The sequence below is a fragment of the Pseudoalteromonas sp. BSi20311 genome (genome assembly GCF_000239875.1).
GTDB lineage: Bacteria > Pseudomonadota > Gammaproteobacteria > Enterobacterales > Alteromonadaceae > Pseudoalteromonas.
Window position 1 is genome coordinate 1 of record NZ_BADU01000099.1, and the last position, 2602, is coordinate 2602.

Annotated in this window: 1 protein-coding gene and 1 pseudogene; one reads left to right on the top strand and one right to left on the bottom strand. The window is 39.6% G+C overall.

What is annotated here, in order from left to right:
• Nucleotides 1–107: 107 nt before the first annotated feature.
• Complete coding sequence (locus P20311_RS11790; RefSeq protein ID WP_008113052.1) at nucleotides 108–1601, bottom strand: acetyl-CoA hydrolase/transferase family protein; 1494 nt, start codon at nucleotides 1599–1601, stop codon at nucleotides 108–110.
• A 389-nt stretch (nucleotides 1602–1990) separates the two neighbouring features.
• Between P20311_RS11790 and P20311_RS11795 the strand changes: the two are divergent.
• Nucleotides 1991–2586: pseudogene (locus P20311_RS11795) on the top strand (hypothetical protein).
• Nucleotides 2587–2602 lie beyond the last annotated feature (16 nt).

Below are 2602 nucleotides of genomic sequence, written 5' to 3' on the forward strand. Positions count from 1 at the left end.
TTATTTTACAGCACACAGTAAAAACTTAAACCACCTTATGGCAAAACAATAACAACGCGCTATAAAGCATCATAAACTAAAAACCCCGCAAATGCGGGGTTTATGTATTAGCTTTGCTTCATTGTGCCTTGTTGTTCAAGGCGTGTATGCCAGCTGAATGCTTCTTCTAAAATATGAGGCGTATGGCCGCCACGTACACAAGCACGCTCGTAGTAATCAAGCATGGCGTTGCGGTAATCTGGGTGCACACAGTGTTTAATGACTTCAATTGCACGTTCGCGTGGTGCTAAACCACGTAAATCAGCTAGGCCTTGCTCGGTTACTAAAATATCAACATCGTGCTCGGTATGATCAACATGGCTTACCATAGGCACAACGCTTGAAATAGCGCCACCTTTAGCAATTGATTTAGTTACAAATACTGATACATGGGCATTACGTGCAAAGTCGCCTGAGCCACCAATGCCATTCATCATTTTAGTACCACACACATGGGTTGAGTTAACGTTGCCGTAAATATCAAACTCAAGCGCGGTGTTAATTGCAATAATACCTAAACGACGCACAATTTCTGGGTGGTTCGACATTTCTTGTGGGCGAAGTACTAGTTTATCGCGGTACTTTTCAAGGTTATTAAATACTTGCGCGTTACAACGCTCTGATAAAATAATTGAACACCCTGATGCAAAATCAAGTTTACCCGCATCAATTAAGTCAAAGGTAGAATCTTGCAGTACCTCTGAATACATAGTGAGGTCTTTAAAGTCTGAGTCTAGTAAACCCATCATTACTGCGTTGGCAATGTTACCTATACCGGCTTGTAATGGGCCTAGGTTTTCAGGCATACGCTCTTGTGCTACTTCTTCTTTAAAAAAGTTCACTAAGTGACGTGCAATAGAGGCTGTATCTGCATCTGGGTCGGTAACGGTTGAAAATGAGTCACTTTGATTGGTAAATACAATACCCACAATTTTAGCCGGATCAATTGGAATTGCAGTACTACCAATGCGGTCATCTACTTTCACTAGCGGCACTGGCGTACGTGTAGGACGATAAGATGGAATATAAATGTCGTGCAGCCCTTCAAGCTCTGGCTGGTGTAACATATTAATTTCTACAATTACCTGTTTGGCAAAAATAGCAAAGCTGGCTGAATTGCCCACTGATGTTGTAGGTACTATGTGGCCTTCTTCAGTAATAGCTACGGCTTCAATGACCGCTACATCAGGCATCGTTAACTGATGATTACGTAGCTGTTCAACGGTTTCAGATAAATGCTGGTCAATAAACATGACCTCACCGTTGTTAATCGCTTTACGTAATGTGCTGTCTACTTGAAATGGCATACGACGCGCTAACGCACCTGATTCAGTTAGTAGCTTATCTAAGTCGTTTCCTAATGACGCGCCCGTCATTAGGTTAATTTTCATTGGGTTTTCACGCACTCGCTCTGCAAGCGCACGTGGTACAGCTTTCGCTTCACCGGCACGAGTAAAACCACTCATACCCACGGTCATGCCGTCTTTAATAAATAAACTGGCCTGCTCTGCAGACATCACTTTGTTGTGTAAGTCGCTACGACGAATTCGTTCTAATTGCATTTGGAACCCCTTAAACCCCATTATTATTTGGGCGCTATTCTAAGTATTTCCGCATGCTTCGTAAGCTAGACCTAAGTCTCATTTACGCATTGTTGATATAAAAACATCGTAAAACGCCTTAATTTTGTACACTTAATAACTTAACTTATTGGTGCTAATGGGGTTAAAATACTAAAAAATTTAACTCAATCATTAAATCGCCCTAGTTAAATTTAAAACAAGACTCAATATAATCAATCACTTATTATTTTCACTAGGGAAGTTGAAATTACAAAGTGTATAAAAACAAAGCCATACATTGCGAAGCTTACAAAATAATAAACTGCTCATTCATTCGGCAGTAACCTTGTAAGGAATAAAATCTATAATTTAAGTATTAAGGAAAATACATGGATTTATCTGACAAAGAAATTAACTTTCTTTCAGGGCTGTTTGAACCCAGCCAAAGTACCGCATTATACACTGAAACAAAGCTTACAGTACAAACATCGATTCCAGACGGTATTGCGCATTTACTTGGGCAAGCTAAATTAACCTTACTGGCTGAAGTAGCTCACTACCAACTATGGTTTCCACTTCAATTTAAAACCGATGAATTAGGCCATTTCAGCACTGTGTTAGAAGCTCCCGAAGTGATTGATACAAAAGGGGTTCAACGCAGCTGGCGGCTAAGTGAATTAAATATCCAAAGCCAAGGTTTTTGCATTGAATCTATATCCAGCACAGGGATATTTTTAAAACCCACATCAATACATAGTGAGCTTGATGATTTGCAAAATATGCAATTTATTTTACCTAACGAAGCGGCGATATCATTAGACCTAGAACCAGTTAGGCAGAGTAAATGTGGCATAGCAGCAAAATTAAACACATTCACCATGGTAAAGAGCAGCTAAGAGCGTATTTATTTGAAGTTCATAAACGTCAATTTTCAAGCTTATACCAGCTAGAGCACAAACAACAAAAATTGGAATTATCAAACTAAAAAAGCCTCATTATGA